The organism is Streptomyces sp. AM 4-1-1 (assembly GCF_029167625.1).
Lineage (GTDB): Bacteria > Actinomycetota > Actinomycetes > Streptomycetales > Streptomycetaceae > Streptomyces.
Window position 1 is genome coordinate 2,775,578 of record NZ_CP119145.1, and the last position, 12,097, is coordinate 2,787,674.

The window sequence follows — 12,097 nt, forward strand, 5'->3', positions numbered from 1 at the left end:
ACCAATGTGAGAGGGGTCACCCTGTCATTCATCCACGCGGGGAGGCATGGATGGGCAGGAGCCGCAGAACAATTCCGGAAGAGCTTCTACTGCTCGCTCTGGACCCGGCCACGGGTACCACAGCGCAGCCGCAGTCGCTCGACCTCGGCCTCGCCGGGGCGCAGCTAGTGGAGCTGGCTCTGGCAGGACGGATAGCCCCTGATGGGGATCGTATCGCCGTGGTGATGCCACGGCCGACAGGAGATCCGACTCTGGACTCCGCACTGGAACTGCTGCGCCGTCGCGGCAGCCCGGTCCGGGCCGTCCACTGGATCGGCGGGCCCCGGCTGGGGCTGCGCCAGACGTATCTCTCGCATCTGGAGCGGTGCGGCATGGTTCATGCCGTGGCGGGCCAGATGTGCGGAGTGCTGCCGACGACTCGCTACCAGGCGACGAACACGGCCGTCAGCCGGGAGATCAGAACCCGGCTGGACAGTGCGATCCGCACCGGCGTACCGCCGGACCCGCGGACCGCGGCGCTCGCCGCGCTGGCCCACGCGGTCGGACTCGGCAAGCACCTCTACCCCGGGAACGAGGGGCGCTCGTCGCGCTCCCGGCTCCGGGATCTGATCAGGCACGACCCGATGGGCGGACTCGTGGCGCACGCCGTGATGGACGTCCAGAACGGGGTGGCCGCACAGCCACGCCGTAATCAGGCGGCCGGTGTGCCGTTGCAATCGCAAGCGCAGCCGCAGCCGCGCCGCGATGGCATGGTGCGCACCGCGGTCCACTGAGGACAGCACACCGCGTAACCCTCGACCCCCGGCAGTACCTTCACCACCACTTCGTCATCGCTTCGTCACCACCTTCTTCGAGACAGTTCAGCACCGCTCAACACCCTCACTACCCCTAGAACACCCGTAGCACCGAGAACCGAATACCACCGGCCCGGCGTCTTCCAGGACCCGGTTCGGGAGCCGCACCACGCACGGGGCAGCCGGTCCGACCGGCTGCCCCGTGCGCCTGTGTGTGACCGTTTCCCAGCGCGACCAGGGCCGGGGGTGGCAATCTGCTCAGCAGTAGATACGCACAGCTACACAGCCGGAGGTGCCGTTTCCGTGCCGTCCAACGTCAACCCCACCGTCAGACGACGCCGGTTGGGGCAGGAGTTGCGCCGACTTCGCGAACTCAAGGGCATGACCGCCGAGGAAGTGGCGGAACGCCTGCTCGTCTCGCAGTCGAAGATCAGCCGCCTGGAGAACGGTCGCCGCTCCATCAGCCAGCGCGATGTCCGGGATCTGTGCGGGGTGTACGACGTCGAGGACCACCGCATCGTCGACTCCCTGATGCAGATGGCCAAGGATTCCCGCCAGCAGGGCTGGTGGCATGCCTTCGGCGACATCCCGTACAGCGTCTACATCGGTCTGGAGACGGACGCCGAGTCGTTGCGGGTGTACGAACCGCAGGTCGTCCCCGGCCTGTTGCAGACCCGGCAGTACGCCGAGGCGCTGATCAACGGCGCGTTGCCGGAGACCTCGCCGTCCGACATCGAGAAGCGGGTGACCGTACGGGCCCGCCGCCAGGAGCGGATCACCGGGTCGGACCATCCGCTGCGGATCTGGGCGGTGATCGACGAGGCGGCGCTGCGCCGGCTCGTGGGCGGCAGACAGGTGATGATCGAGCAGCTGGAACAGCTCGTCGAGCTGTCGCACCTGCCGCATGTGACCGTGCAGGTGCTGCCGTTCGAGATGGGCGCGCACCCCGGTATCAACGGCCAGTACGCGATTCTGGAGTTCCCGGACGCGGCGGACTCCAGCGTGGTCTACATCGAGGGCGTCACGAGCGACCTGTATCTGGAGAAGTCGAACGACGTGCAGCGGTACAGCGTGATGTACGAGCACTTGCGGGCCCAGGCGCTGAACGTCGAGCAGACCCGTCACATGATCTCGGACATCGTCAAGGGTTACGCGCGCGAGCCCGCTCCCTGAGAGTGCCACCGGAGAAGGGCGGCGACACGGTACACCGTCGCCGCCCTCCGGTGGAAGATCTGTATGGAATATGCCACCCGGTCGAGTGAACGCCCATCTCATGGGAGCAGGTTGGCGAGTAGCGTCGATCACGCCAACACGAACGCCGTTGGTGTCGCTCACACACCTCTCTGAACCGGAGTGAACATGGCTATTCTTCAGGGCGCTACGGACAAGTGGACCAAGTCCTCGTACTCCGGTGGCAACGGCGCTTGCGTCGAGGTCAAGTCCCCCGTGACGCAGGCCGTCGCCGTGCGTGACTCGAAGGCCCCCGAGGGCCCCTCGATCACGTTCGTGCCCGGCGCGTGGAGCGCGTTCGTGCGGGACGTCGGCGCCGGTTCCATCAACGCCTGATCCACCGGCCACCGCCCCGCGAGCCCTCTCGACTGGTCCGCCGTCCTGGCCGAGGGGGCTCACTCATGCCCGGACCCTCACACCTGGGCCCGGCGGGCGGTTCCGTGCCCCGCCACGGGCGGTCACGCGCCGCGCGGGTAGCGGATCAGCCAGCCGGGGGCCGCGGCGGACGGGCCGTGCAGAGCGGGGCCCTGGGTCATCTCCATGGCGAAGTCGTCGGCGAGTTGCAGCAGGGTGGCCCGGCCCTCCAGTTCGGCCAGCCAGGCGGGCGGCAGCGCGGTCTCGCCGTGCAGGGCGCCGAGCAGCGCCCCGCAGAGGGCCCCGGTGGCGGCGGACGGGCCGCCGTGGTTCACGGCGAGGCGCAGCCCGTGCCGTACGTCCTCCCCCACCAGGGCGCAGTAGAGGGCGACGGCGAGGGCTTCCTCGGCGGAGTCGCCGGCGCCGAGCGATTCGATGAGGGCGGGGCCCGGGATGCCCTGGCGTACCGTGCCGAGCGCCTGCCGCAGGGCATCGGTGACCGGTTCGTGGCCGGGACGTTCGGCGACCAGGGCGATGGCGCTCTGTACGGAGTCGTCCAGGGTCCCGCTCCGGGCCAGGCCGTGCACGATGAGGGCGAAGGCGCCCGCCGCGAGCTGGGCGGTGGGGTGGCCGTGGCTCTGCGCGGCGCACTCGACGGCCAGTTGGAGGACGAGGTGCGGCTCCCACCCCACCAGCAGCCCGAACGGGGCGGATCTGGTGAGGGCGGCGGCGTCCCGGGCGGCCGGGTTCTTGGGCTGGTCGAGGGTGCCCATGACGGGATCGCCGAAGCCGAGGAGACATTCCCTGGCGGGGGCGCGGCGGGCGTACAGCCATTCCTCCTGGGCCAGCCAGCCGTTGTCCTCACGGCGTTCGTCGGGGCCCCAGTCGTGCTGGGTCGCCGCCCATCGCAGATAGGCGCGGTGCACATCGGTGGGCGGGTGCCAGGCCCCGATGTCGCGCCGCACCTGGGCGCGGATCAGTCCGTCGACGGTGAACAGGGTGAGCTGGGTGATCGCCGTGACCGTGCCGCGTCTGCCGTGGAAGGGCACGAAGTCGGTGACCGCCTCGGCGCCGTGGCTCTCCCGGATCTCTTCGAGCGTGAGGTCCGTGACGCCCGCGCCGAGCGCGTCGCCGATGGCGGCGCCCAGCAGACAGCCGCGTACCCGGCTGCGGAAGTCCTGCTGTTCGGCACGGCCCCAGACAGCAGCGGTCGGCGGTGTGCCCACCAGGAACCCCCTCCGTGCCCGTACATGCCCAGCATCTGCGCAGCACTGTAATCGACCGGGAACGTTCGGTTGAGGGTCGGAACGGTATGCACGGAGTGACGGTTCTGATCGCTTTCAAGCGATTTGCTCGTCCGGTACGGGGGTGAGGTCGCGGGAGGGATGGGGCGGGGCGAGGGCGGGGGCGCGGAAGGGGTGGGGCGGGGGCGGGATCGCGGGAAGGGTGGCGCGGGGCGGGATCGCGGGCCCGTACTTCCCGTGGTCGCTCCCTTCCCGTAGTCGCTTCCCGTACGCGGCCCGGCAGGGACGTGCGCGGCCACGCGGCCACACCCCTCTCGGGTGTGGCCGCTCGACCGTTCGATCCGTGCGCCTACGAGGGCCGGCCGCCGTACGGCACGGTGATGAGTTCAAGACTGTGACCGACGGGGTCCATGAAGTAGACGCCCCGACCGCCGTCGTTGTGGTTGATCGCGTCGGGGTACTGCCGGTGCGGGTCGGCGTAGTGCTCGACACCGCGCTCCTTGATCCGCGCGTACGCCGCGTCGAACTCCTCCTCGGACACCAGGAACGCGTAGTGCTGAGGGGTGATCCTGTCCGCCGGAATCGCGGCGAAGTCCAGGGTGACGCCGTTGCCCAGCTCGACCGCGACGAACGGTCCCCACTCGCCGGCGATCTCAAGACCCATCATCTCCGCGAAGAACTCCGCGGATTCCCGGTTGTCCCGGGCGTGGACGATCGTGTGGTTCAAATCAACTGACAAGGAATGCCTCCGAGGGCATCTCTCGACACCTCCATGCCTCACCCAGCCGGTGACCGACACGCGATGTTGCCGTCAATCGTAGCCCCAGCTCCTCGGGCGGCCGATGGCCGGATGGATCACCGATCCGTTCCGGCCACGGCGGCGGGGGCGGGGGCGGCGACGGGAGGGGCGGCGGGGGCGGCAACGGGGGCCGCCTGGAGCCGCCCGCCCCGGCTGTGCGCGACGCGCAGCACATCACGCAGCGACTCGGTGGTCCTGGTGAGGGCGAACCTCACGGCCGCCTCCCCCGCCGCCTCATCGGCCAGCACGGCCGAAGCACCACCCAACACATCACCCGCGCAGTCCAGTTGATCATCCTCCACCTCGTCGGCCAGGACCGAGAGCCTGCTGTCGGGATCGTTCGTACTGAGATAGCAGGGCTTGCCCTCCGGACCGGGCCACGGAAGAAGGCGAAGCGGGAATGCGGTCATACCGAGTCAACTCCTGTCAAACACGGGCAATGATTACCGTTCGTGTCCCAATGATTACGCCGCCGCCCTACGCTCGGAAGAGACGCACGACTGCCCGCGTACGGGACAACGGAAGGGGCCGCGATGACCGAAGAACCCGCAGGCTGTGACGAGGAGTCGGGGCGCGCAGCGCTGGGCGGCGCACTGCGGTACCTACGGGGAAAGGCGGGGAAGTCCCTCGGGCAACTGGCCGAGGAGACGCGGTACGACAAGAGCTATCTGTACCGGCTGGAGGTGGGTCAGCGGCTGTCGAAGCTCGCCGTGATGGAGGACCTGGACCGCTACTACGGGTCGCAGGACCTGCTAGTGCAGTTGTGGAAAGTGGCAAGGCGTGAGGTCTTCAAGGACAAGTACAAGGAGTTCATGCGGCTGGAACAGACCGCTCGGATCATGTACAAGTTCGCGTTGGGAATCCCCGGGCTGTTGCAGACCGAGGAAGTGGCTCGCGCACTGTTGTCGGGAAACCAGGAAACGGAGAGCGAAGCCGACCAGGTGGAGGAGCAGGTCATAGCGCGTCTAGGACGTCAGCAGTTGCTCCACCGCAACCCGGCGCCTTCCGCCCGGATCATCATGGACGAGTACGCGCTGCGCCGTCCGGTGGCTGACTCCGAGGCTTGGGAGGCACAACTGGAACACCTGATCGAGATGGCCGAGCTACCCATGGTCACGCTTCAGGTACTTCCTCTGTCGGCCGGGGCCCATCACCTGATGGACGGCTCGATGACCTTGCTGTGGCAGGAGGACGGAAGTGCCGCTGCCTACACGGAAGGCAATCGGTGTTCCGAGCTGATGGAAGATCCGACCGACGTCACACGTGCGCGTCTGTCCTACGATCGGCTGCGAGATCTGGCGCTGCCCCCGTCCGACTCCATCGCTTTCATCAGGGGCGTCCTGAAGGAGCACAGAGAATGAACCGCAGGCCCGACCTCTCCACTACGTCCTGGCGCAAGTCGAGTTATAGCGACGGTGGCGACAACAACTGCGTCGAGATCGCTGACAACTACCCCGGCCTCGTCCCCGTACGCGACAGCAAGGCCCCCACCGGACCCGCACTCATCGTCCACGCCGACGCCTGGGCTGCATTCATCGCCGACGTACGAAGGACAGCGCTTTGACCGGACTCACCCACACCTCCTGGCGCAAGTCGAGCCACAGCGACGGCGGTGGCACCAACTGCGTCGAGATCGCCGACAACTACCCCGGCCTCGTCCCCGTACGCGACAGCAAGGCCCCCACCGGACCCGCACTCGTCATCCACGCCGACGCCTGGAACTCCTTCATCGACGACGTACGAAGGACAGCGCTTTGACCGATCTCTCCGCCGCCGCATGGCGCAGGTCCAGCTACAGCGACGGCGGCCTCAACAACTGCGTCGAGGTTGCCGACAACTTCCCCGGTCTCATTCCCGTACGCGACAGCAAGGCCCCCGCTGGGCCAGCGCTCATGGTCCGCGCTGACGCCTGGGCCGCGTTCATCGAAGGCGTACGGAGGGAGGCTCCGTGACCGATCTTTCTGCCGCTGCATGGCGCAAGTCGAGTTACAGCGACGGCGGCGACACCAACTGCGTCGAGATCGCCGACAACTACCCCGGTCTCGTCCCCGTACGCGACAGCAAGGCCCCCACCGGACCCGCACTCGTCATCCACGCCGACGCCTGGAACTCCTTCATCGCGTTCATCGGCAGTCACTGAGCCCCGCGTCGATCAGTTCCGGGCCGTCCGCCTCACGCGGGCGGCCCGGAACACCTCGCACGGAGCTGACGTCCGAGACGTGTGCCACCGTGGGCACGAGGTCACGAGGTATAGGTGTACGTCACCGGCGCGCTGGTGCCCCCGGCCGTTGCCACCGTGATGTCCACCGGCCCGGGGTGGTCGGCTGCCGGTGCGGTGGCCGTGCACAGTTGTGGACCGCACGAGAAGTGCGGGGCCCGCGTGCCGTCGAAGGCCACGGTGCCGGAGGCGAGGTGCTGACCGGTGATGACGATCTCGGTGCCGCCCGCGACCGGTCCGCCCGGAGTGCTTCCGGAGAGGACCGGGGCCGGAAGGGACGGCGGGGCGCCGGTGTAGTCGAACGTCACCGGGGCCGGGTCGGACACCCCACCAGGCCCGACCACGGTGATGGCCGCACTGCCCGAACCGCCCGGCGTGGTCACCGTGCAGGTGGTAGGGGTGCAGGTGCCGGGGGCCGGGACTCCGTCGATCAGCACCATGGCGTCGACCAACCAGGTCCCGGTGATGGTCACGGGTGTTCCGCCCGCACCCGGGCCGGTGGTGGTGTCCACCGTGCTGATCTCAGGTCTGCCGCCGCCGATGGTCGGCGGCTGCAATCCGCCGTAGGGGCCGAGGGCGTAGGTGCGGATGTGCGCGGTCGGGTACGGGTCGTTCGCGTTCGCCACCGTGGCGGTGATCGCGCCGGTGACGGGGCCGGTCCCCAACGCGGTGACAGGTATCTCCATGAACTCCTCGCGGCCGGCCCGGCGGTTGCCGAGGAGGACGGCCTCCACGCGCCGGCCGTCCGGCGACACGGTCTGGGTGAAGGTGTAGTCGTGCGGCGCGGAGTCGAAGATCGCGCCGCTGGTCGTGACTCCCGGCGGCAGATCGACGGTGAAGTGGGTGGGTCCGGCAAGGTCCTCCGTATCTCCGGAGGTCCAGATCACCGAGAACACGCCGGCCCGGTTCTGCTCGGTGGGGTAATCCCCGCCCAGGGTCAGGAAGACGCGCTGGCCCGGCACGGGTGCCGCCGAGGCGGGGGTCGTCATTCCGGCGGTGGTCACGGACAGGACTGCGGCGAGGCCGACTCCGGCCAATCGAGTGAGCATGGACATGCGGATATCCTCCCGGACGTCCGCCGCTCCGGACACGGGCTGACCCCAATTCACCCTAGGATCAACGCAATTGGAGCGATTCGGTACGTGGAGCCCGGCTCCGCCCGGCCACCGGAGAAGCATCCCGGGCTACCCCTCTGCGCGGCCGTTGCTGAGCAACTCGGCCCGCAGGAAATCCCGTTCGTGTCCGAGTACTGGCTTGGTCTAGACCAGGCGGGGTACGCTTCCGTCGCGCCCATGACAGCCCGTGGCCATGGAGCACCCCTTGACATGCTCATGCCTGTCGTGCCTTAGGGCGGGCGGGCACGACCCCCACAGGAGTTGTCATGAAGAGCCAAGAAGATACCTGCGTGGACGTGAATCCGAGCTGACGCGGTGCCGCACCATCCGGCCATGCCGGGGCTGCGGTGCCGCACCATCCGGCCCTGCCGGGGCGAACCGGATGTCAGGGCCGACCGGTGTCCCGGCGCCCGGAGCGGACGGTGCGCCACCCGCTCCGGGCGCCGGGTGCCTCCTCCTCCCGGCCGCCGGGCGGCCGGGAACCTTCAGACGACCGCATGCGAGCACGTGCGAAAGGGTGGGTACGGCGATGGAGAGAGTCGGCGAGCGAAGCCCGCGCCCTGCTCGGGGACTCGCCCCGGAGCGAACCGAGGACGACGGGCGGGCTCCCCGGACCACCCGGGCCACTCTGGCGGCCCGGTCTCTGGCCGCCCGGGTCCAGGTGCGCGGCCCGGGGCTCCTCAGGGTCAGCGTGGGCGCGGTGTTCCTCTGGTTCGGCGTCCTCAAGTTCTTCCCCGCGGCCAGCCCCGCCGAGGGGGTCGCCGTCCGGGCCGCGACGAAGCTCACCTTCGGTCTGCTGCCGCCGGACGTGGCGCTACGGGTCCTGGCGACGGCCGAGACGGCCATCGGCCTCGGCCTCGTCACGGGAGTGCTGCTCCGCCTGGCCCTGTTGGGGTTCTTCGCTCACATGGCCGGAGTCTTCTCCGCGCTCCTGCTGCTCCCGGGGGAGATGTGGCAGGGAAGCGTGCTGGTCCCCACCCTGGAGGGTCAGTACGTCATCAAGAACGTCGTCCTGATCGCGGCCTGTCTCGTGGTGGCGGCCGACGAATGGGGCCGGGCGGCGCCGCCGTGAGGACGTCCGGGGCAGCGGAGCGCGCCGACCGCGGCGCGGTGGCCCGTCTCGAACACCCCACGAGATCCCCGTTCGGGAGGCGTTGCCACGAGGACGCTGCCGTCACGACCGCCTGCCAGGTCCCCCGACAGCCGTCCCGCCAGTAGACCGACCCACCGGTCACCACATCGAGATGAGGAACCATGAACCGACACAAAGCCACCGCCCACGCGATCGCCGTGACCCTGCTCGCCACCGGCCTCGCCGCCGCCCCGGCAGCCGCCGCCACCGCCGCCACCGGGGCGAAGGCCCGCGTCGGCGCCAACTGGGCGACCCAGTCGATCGTCTTCACCGCCGCCCCAGGACAGGCCAACGACCTCCACGTGGTTCCCATGGAAATCGGCTCCGAGGTCCGGCGGGTCGGCTTCCGCGACGTGGTCCCGATCGAACCCGGTGACCACTGCGCGTACCTCGAACCCGGGGACGAGACCTTCGTCTACTGCGAACTGCCCACCGGCAGTGCCCGCCCGGACAGGATCGATGTCTTCCTCGGCGACCGCGACGACAAGATCGTCACCAGCGATCCCGGCGTCGCCACCGTCAGCGGCGGCCCCGGCGACGACGAACTGCACGCCCACTCCGCGCACACGGTGCGGGGCGACGCGGGGAACGACATGGTCATGGGGCGCGTGGTCCTGGACGGCGGCGACGGCATGGACCACCTGATGGGCGACGACAACGACCAGCAGCTGTGGGGTGGCCGGGGCGACGACATGATCGAGGCGTACGGCGGTGCGGACATCGTGTACGCCGGGCCGGGCAACGACCACGTCATGGGCGGGGACGGCCGCGACATCATCCTCGGCGGCCCCGGCGACGACATGCTGTACGGCGAGGGCGGCGACGACCTGGTCAGCGGCGGCCCCGGGAAGGACGTCGTCGACGGCGGACCGGGCCGCAACATCGTCCTCCAGTAGGTGCCCCGGGCCCTCCAGGCCCCGGAGGCTCTGTCCCGTAGCACCGAGTTGCGGCAGCACCAACCGGACATCGCCGTATCCTCATGGACCACCGCGCCCCTTTCCAGCCCCACGCACCGGCGGCTCACGCCGTCGGCCCGGGGCGTCCGGCAACGGAGAAACCATATGCATTGCGACAACGTCCTCGTCACCTTCGAGCGGGAGGGCTCGCGCGTCCGCGCATGGATCAGCACGTGGTCCTTCCCACCTACGGCTTCCGAACAGGACCACCGGTAGCCACCCTCACCGCTGCCCTGCGGCAGCGCGGCCTGGCGTGCACAGTCGAGACAGCCTCAGCAACTACATCGTCCACGCCGAGCCTTCCGACGGCAGTTCGCTGATCATCTCGCCACCGCAGGAGCCACCCTCCGAACACCCCGCGTCCCCCGAGAGTTGGATGGTGTCAGTAGAAGGTCAGTTGGCCGGGCGTTCCTGCCCCTCGACGGCGCTGGCCGGGTGCAACGGCGTTCGGGTCAAACCTTGATGGTCTTGCTTGCCGAAGCTGGACCACAGCGTGGCCGTGAGGAGGAGCAGGACACCGAAGGCAAGGTAGACGGCCTTTCCTCCGAGGTGGTCGAAGAGGAAGCCGGTGACCAGGATCGCTGCGGCGCTGACGATCCGAATGAGAGCATCGAGGAGTCCGTACCAGGTGCCAAGGAGTGTCGAGGGTGCGCTTAGCTGGATGAGGAGTCCGGCTGAGCGGAGATAGACGGTGAAGCCGAGGCCGAAGAGGATCAGGCCGACCGCGAGAATCCACTGGTTTTGGCCGAGGAGCGCGGCTGTGAGTGTGCCGGCGCCGGCGAGGGCAGGGGCCCAGCGGAGGCTGGTGTGGATGCCGTCGGGTCCGGCTCTGGCGACGAGGAGACCGCCGATGATCGCGCCGATGGTCGAGAAGGCTAAGAAGGAGCCTGCGCGAGCCGGTGACATGTCGAGGGTTTCGCGCATCATTGGGAGCAGGGAGAGGATGACGGTGGAGAGGGCAAGCACCGTCAGTGCGTGAAAGATGGTGAACCGGCGCCAGGCCTTGCTGTTGTTGATCGTTCTTGCCACCGTGCGGCGGGACGGGAGGTTAGCTGGTGTCTCGTCCTGCTCGGCTGGTATGGCTTCCTCGTCTGCCGCGTCGGCGGTGTCCTGCGGTGTCGTGGCGGGCCTGCGGGCGGCGACTGCGATAAAGACGACGAAGACCGCAAGGGCGAGTACCTGGAGGCTGGCAGCGACCAGGAGTGCGCGTGAGCCGGGCATCAGGGTGATGACGAGGCCGGCAACGACGGGTGAGAGCAGTTCGCTGGCCGATCGGATGGTTCCGGCGATGCCCTGTACGCGGACGAGGCTCGTGGCGTCGAGGACTCTTGGCAGGAGGACGAACAGCGCCATTTCCCCAATGTGGTGGACGAGGTCGACCGTTGCGGCCGCGACGACGATGGCCCAGAGGTGGGAGGAGAGGAACGTCGAACCGAGCCCGATGAGAGCGAAGACGCCGATCTTGATCAGGTATGACGCGACCAGGACTGTCTTCGGGTTGCCCCGGTCCAGGAGGGGGCCGGCTGCGATGGAGGCGACGACCTCGACGCCGTAGCCCACGCAGTAGACCAGGCCGACGGTGCTGACCAGTCCTGTCAGGTCCAGTGCCAGGTTGGCGAACGCGATGTCGTAGATGCCTTCGCTCATCGAGCGGGTCAGGACGAGGACGGCGAACACGGCGATCAGCAGGATCAGCCATCGTGACGCGACGGGCAGTGAGATGGATCTGGTCGCTGGCTTCTGGTTGGTTGTGGTCACTGGTAGGCCAGCTCTCGCACAATATTGTCCGCGAGCGCAGCACCGGGTGCGTCGAAGGTCGGGTGTGGTCCGCTGTCGGGCACCCGGACGAAGAGTTGCGGCATCCGTGCGGTCGCGTCGTGAACCTCGTACTCGACCCGGTAGTGAAGCGTTCCACGGCCGCGAGCCCGCATGAGGACACCCGGCTCGATCGTGAGTACCACTCGCGGGTCCCGTGGGAAGGGAAGCACCTGCATGGCTCCGAAGGTCGCGACGTCTGCGCGGCGGTCGATGAGTTGCAGTTCCATCTCGGGATTGTCGTACAGAAGAGGTGACAGAGTGAGATTGGGATGTGCGCTGAAATCCTGCGGCAGCGCCGGGTGCTGATCATGTGTGACGTCCAAGGCTTGGCAGGAAGCGCCGTGGCCAGGTCCCTCGGGCTCAGCACAGCCACGATGAAGTCCCGGCTGCACCGGGCCCGAGCCGCCCTGCGCACCGACCTGACCCCTCGGAACGAA

16 protein-coding genes and 1 pseudogene are annotated in these 12,097 nt (G+C 68.7%); 11 read left to right on the plus strand and 6 right to left on the minus strand.

From position 1 onward, the window contains the following. Positions 1-50: 50 nt before the first annotated feature. From PZB75_RS11700 to PZB75_RS11710, 3 genes are all read left to right on the plus strand, one after another. Positions 51-773, plus strand: coding sequence for a GPP34 family phosphoprotein (locus PZB75_RS11700; RefSeq protein WP_275535243.1), 723 nt, complete (start codon positions 51-53; stop codon positions 771-773). A gap of 324 nt (positions 774-1,097) precedes the next feature. Continuing rightward, the gene (locus PZB75_RS11705) at positions 1,098-1,967 is read left to right on the plus strand and encodes a helix-turn-helix transcriptional regulator (RefSeq protein ID WP_275535244.1); all 870 of its coding nucleotides are present in this window, start codon (positions 1,098-1,100) and stop codon (positions 1,965-1,967) included. A gap of 186 nt (positions 1,968-2,153) precedes the next feature. Then, positions 2,154-2,360 (plus strand): DUF397 domain-containing protein, encoded by a 207-nt coding sequence (locus PZB75_RS11710; RefSeq protein ID WP_275535245.1) that lies wholly within the window; start codon positions 2,154-2,156, stop codon positions 2,358-2,360. A 122-nt stretch (positions 2,361-2,482) separates the two neighbouring features. Here PZB75_RS11710 and PZB75_RS11715 read toward each other — a convergent pair whose 3' ends face one another. The 3 genes from PZB75_RS11715 to PZB75_RS11725 form a co-directional block, all read right to left on the minus strand. Further along, positions 2,483-3,604 (minus strand): ADP-ribosylglycohydrolase family protein, encoded by a 1,122-nt coding sequence (locus PZB75_RS11715; protein WP_275535246.1) that lies wholly within the window; start codon positions 3,602-3,604, stop codon positions 2,483-2,485. Between the two features lie 367 nt (positions 3,605-3,971). Next, positions 3,972-4,361: a VOC family protein gene (locus PZB75_RS11720; RefSeq protein WP_275535247.1), complete on the minus strand. Its 390-nt coding sequence runs from the start codon at positions 4,359-4,361 to the stop codon at positions 3,972-3,974. Between the two features lie 116 nt (positions 4,362-4,477). After that, the gene (locus PZB75_RS11725; protein ID WP_275535248.1) at positions 4,478-4,831 is read right to left on the minus strand and encodes a hypothetical protein; all 354 of its coding nucleotides are present in this window, start codon (positions 4,829-4,831) and stop codon (positions 4,478-4,480) included. A gap of 123 nt (positions 4,832-4,954) precedes the next feature. On the opposite strand from PZB75_RS11725, the gene PZB75_RS11730 reads away from it, so the two are divergent. Genes PZB75_RS11730 through PZB75_RS11750 form a run of 5 tightly spaced genes read left to right on the plus strand, consistent with a single transcriptional unit; the run spans position 4,955 to position 6,561 of the window. Then, a complete protein-coding gene (locus PZB75_RS11730; protein WP_275535249.1) occupies positions 4,955-5,782 on the plus strand; it encodes a helix-turn-helix transcriptional regulator in 828 nt (275 codons plus the stop codon). Then, positions 5,779-5,985, plus strand: a complete 207-nt coding sequence (locus PZB75_RS11735) for a DUF397 domain-containing protein (protein ID WP_275535250.1) — start codon at positions 5,779-5,781, stop codon at positions 5,983-5,985. The genes PZB75_RS11730 and PZB75_RS11735 overlap by 4 nt, the downstream gene beginning before the upstream one ends. After that, positions 5,982-6,179: a DUF397 domain-containing protein gene (locus PZB75_RS11740; protein ID WP_275535251.1), complete on the plus strand. Its 198-nt coding sequence runs from the start codon at positions 5,982-5,984 to the stop codon at positions 6,177-6,179. The genes PZB75_RS11735 and PZB75_RS11740 overlap by 4 nt, the downstream gene beginning before the upstream one ends. Continuing rightward, entirely contained in the window at positions 6,176-6,373 is a 198-nt protein-coding gene (locus PZB75_RS11745; protein WP_275535252.1) for a DUF397 domain-containing protein, read from the plus strand. The genes PZB75_RS11740 and PZB75_RS11745 overlap by 4 nt, the downstream gene beginning before the upstream one ends. After that, positions 6,370-6,561, plus strand: a complete 192-nt coding sequence (locus PZB75_RS11750; RefSeq protein WP_275535253.1) for a DUF397 domain-containing protein — start codon at positions 6,370-6,372, stop codon at positions 6,559-6,561. Before PZB75_RS11745 ends, PZB75_RS11750 begins: the two co-directional genes overlap by 4 nt. 101 nt (positions 6,562-6,662) lie before the next feature. Here the strand turns inward: PZB75_RS11750 and PZB75_RS11755 are convergent, their stop codons facing one another. Continuing rightward, positions 6,663-7,694, minus strand: coding sequence for an IPT/TIG domain-containing protein (locus PZB75_RS11755; protein ID WP_275535254.1), 1,032 nt, complete (start codon positions 7,692-7,694; stop codon positions 6,663-6,665). A gap of 589 nt (positions 7,695-8,283) precedes the next feature. Between PZB75_RS11755 and PZB75_RS11760 the strand changes: the two genes are divergently transcribed. Then, a complete protein-coding gene (locus PZB75_RS11760) occupies positions 8,284-8,826 on the plus strand; it encodes a DoxX family membrane protein (RefSeq protein WP_275535255.1) in 543 nt (180 codons plus the stop codon). Positions 8,827-9,008: 182 nt separating this feature from the next. Next, entirely contained in the window at positions 9,009-9,782 is a 774-nt protein-coding gene (locus tag PZB75_RS11765) for a calcium-binding protein (protein ID WP_275535256.1), read from the plus strand. 453 nt (positions 9,783-10,235) lie between these two features. Here PZB75_RS11765 and PZB75_RS11770 read toward each other — a convergent pair whose 3' ends face one another. Together PZB75_RS11770 and PZB75_RS11775 are read right to left on the minus strand one after the other, a co-directional pair. Then, entirely contained in the window at positions 10,236-11,600 is a 1,365-nt protein-coding gene (locus tag PZB75_RS11770) for an MFS transporter (RefSeq protein ID WP_275535257.1), read from the minus strand. Then, positions 11,597-11,983, minus strand: a complete 387-nt coding sequence (locus PZB75_RS11775; RefSeq protein WP_275538927.1) for a hypothetical protein — start codon at positions 11,981-11,983, stop codon at positions 11,597-11,599. Before PZB75_RS11775 ends, PZB75_RS11770 begins: the two co-directional genes overlap by 4 nt. On the opposite strand from PZB75_RS11775, the pseudogene PZB75_RS11780 reads away from it, so the two are divergent. Then, positions 11,951-12,073: pseudogene (locus tag PZB75_RS11780) on the plus strand (sigma factor-like helix-turn-helix DNA-binding protein); the annotation flags it as partial. The gene PZB75_RS11775 and the pseudogene PZB75_RS11780 sit on opposite strands and share 33 nt — an antisense overlap. Positions 12,074-12,097 lie beyond the last annotated feature (24 nt).